Annotated in this window: 2 protein-coding genes and 1 pseudogene; 2 read left to right on the top strand and 1 reads right to left on the bottom strand. The window is 62.1% G+C overall.

What is annotated here, in order from left to right; genetic code table 11:
- Positions 1–407: pseudogene (locus EOA86_RS31830) on the top strand (class I SAM-dependent methyltransferase); the annotation flags it as partial.
- A 166-nt stretch (positions 408–573) separates the two neighbouring features.
- On the opposite strand, the gene EOA86_RS31825 reads toward EOA86_RS31830, so the two are convergent.
- Complete coding sequence (locus tag EOA86_RS31825) at positions 574–1,494, bottom strand: sugar kinase (protein ID WP_128345229.1); 921 nt, start codon at positions 1,492–1,494, stop codon at positions 574–576.
- A 210-nt stretch (positions 1,495–1,704) separates the two neighbouring features.
- Here EOA86_RS31825 and EOA86_RS31820 point away from each other — a divergent pair, with 210 nt between their 5' ends.
- Positions 1,705–2,154, top strand: coding sequence for a FixH family protein (locus EOA86_RS31820; RefSeq protein WP_065007696.1), 450 nt, complete (start codon positions 1,705–1,707; stop codon positions 2,152–2,154).
- Positions 2,155–2,174 lie beyond the last annotated feature (20 nt).

Below are 2,174 nucleotides of genomic sequence, written 5' to 3'. Positions count from 1 at the left end.
CTCAGAGCGTTGGATTGATCAAGCGCGACTTCCAGGGCACCGCGGTAGAGGCGATCGACGGTTCGGTACGAACCATGCTCACGCGGGGCCACAAGCTTGGCAAGTTCGACTTCATCTACGCCTCTGGCCTTTACGACTACCTTGCGCACAACGTCGCCGTGAAGCTCACGAAAACCTGCCTGCAGATGTTGAAGCCGAACGGGACATTCCTCTTCGCGAACTACGCAGAGGGCAACCCTGACGCCGGCTACCGGGAGACGTTCATGAACTGGGTGTTGCTGCTGCGGTCGGAGGCCGATATGTGGAACATCATCAACGCCAGCGTCGACCGCAACACCGTCGAGGCGCAGGTGTTCTTTGGCGAGAACCGCAACGTCCTATATGGCGTCATCGAAAAGCGCGGATAGCGACCCGCCTTGGGCTGCAAGGTTGTCGCCCATTGGCGGCAGTCAGTCTGATTGCGTTTTGACCCTAAAGCGCGTCGCGTTTGAATGATTCATGCAACGCGCCTTAAGGTCTTGTTTTATGCATGTCGTCATCGCAAAACCGCTGCGCACTTTCGCGCGACATGCATTAATCTTCGAACGCCGCCCTTAACGTTTCGAATGGCGCCAGCGCGCCGCGCACCTGAACGACGGCCGCGGCGACGCGATGCGCGCGCAGCACGGCCTCAGTCGGAGCGTGCCCGGCGAGCCGGGCGGCGAGATAGGCGCCATTGAAGGAATCGCCAGCGCCGGTCGTGTCGACGGGGACGGCGACATGCACGGCCGGAACGGGTTGCAGGGTTCCGTTTGCGGCGATCAGCGCCGGCTCCTCGCCGTTCTTGACGACGACTTCGCCGACCAGCTTTCGCAGCCGTTCCGCGGTTGCCTGCGGCGCCGCGTCGCCGAACAGCATCTGCTCGTCGGGAAAGGTCGGTAGCGCTAGGTCGGTGACTGCGAGCGCATCGAGGATCGCGGCCTGCGCTTCCTCGCGCTGGCGCCATAATCGCGGCCGGTAGTTGGGATCGAAGGCGACAAGCGAGCCGGCGGCGCGTGCCTTGGCCACCGCTGCCAGCAATGTCTTGCGCGCAGCGCCATCCAGAATTGCCAAAGTGATTCCGGAAAAGTAAACAAGCGCCTGATTTTCAAGGCTTTTCGCCAAAGCAGCCGGGTCGGAGGCAAGCTGCCTTGCAGCCGCATCGCCGCGCCAGTAGGTGAATGAGCGTTCGGCTCCGGTCAGCGTGACCGCATAGAGGCCGGGCCGGGCGCCTGATATGATCGGGCTGGCGCCGACGCCGATGCCGTTTTGCGCGAAGAAACCGATCTGGTCGCGCGAAAACGGGTCGTCGCCGAAGGCCGACACATAGGTCGCCGGCCGATCGCCGCTCAGCGCATGCAGCGCCCACAGCGTATTGAACGTGTCGCCGGCAAAACCCATGCGCCAGTTCGGCCCCGCCTGGCCTGAAAGTTCGAGCATGCATTCACCGATCGAGGCGACGCCGTTTCCTGTCATGAATCTATCTCCTGGTGCATGTCGCCCAAAACCTTGCGCAGCGGTTTTGGGATAACGACATGCACAAAACCAAGACCCGGTGCTGTAGCTTTTTGCGAGCGGCAGCGCCATGCTTGGCCATGGCGGATTCTTGCGCCAACGGCGTTTTCTCACGCGGAAGGCGGGACGCAATCTGCCCAGCGAGACGTTATCTCCGGAAGAGGAAACGGTTTGGCATCGTTATGGCGTTATGTTCTGGCAGGTCTTGGTCTGGCTGCCTTGCTGGCCGGCATTCTCGCTGCCGTCTATCTGACAGCGCCGCAAGCGCCTCGGCTTGCGAGCCCCGAAGTCGCCCGCTCGAAGAAGACGACGAACGGGCTGTTTGTGGCCAGTTTCGAGCCGGAGCGGGGTGTCATCAGGCAAGGCGAGCTGCAATCCTGGCTGCTGACCCTGAAGACAGGTGCGGGAACCCCGGTGGAGGGCGCCGGGATTACGATTTCCGGGGGCATGCCGCGGCACAGGCACGGTCTACCGACCAGCCCGCAGGCGACCGACTATCTGGGCGACGGCTGCTATCGCATCGATGGGGTGAAATTCACGATGAGCGGATTGTGGCAATTGCATTTCGCCATTTCCGCGGCGGCCGGATCCGATACGGTGGTCTTCAATGTGTTGCTCTGAGCGCTGGAGCAAGATGAACC

It is taken from the genome of Mesorhizobium sp. M5C.F.Ca.IN.020.32.2.1 (assembly GCF_004023105.1).
GTDB lineage: Bacteria > Pseudomonadota > Alphaproteobacteria > Rhizobiales > Rhizobiaceae > Mesorhizobium > Mesorhizobium wenxiniae.
Note: the sequence above shows the minus strand (reverse complement) of the source record. Positions and strands in the feature narration are given on the sequence as shown.

Excerpts from the sequence above, each read along its gene's own strand:
- EOA86_RS31825 (WP_128345229.1), bottom strand. The coding sequence starts at position 1,494 with ATGACAGGAAACGGCGTCGCCTCGATCGGTGAATGCATGCTCGAACTT.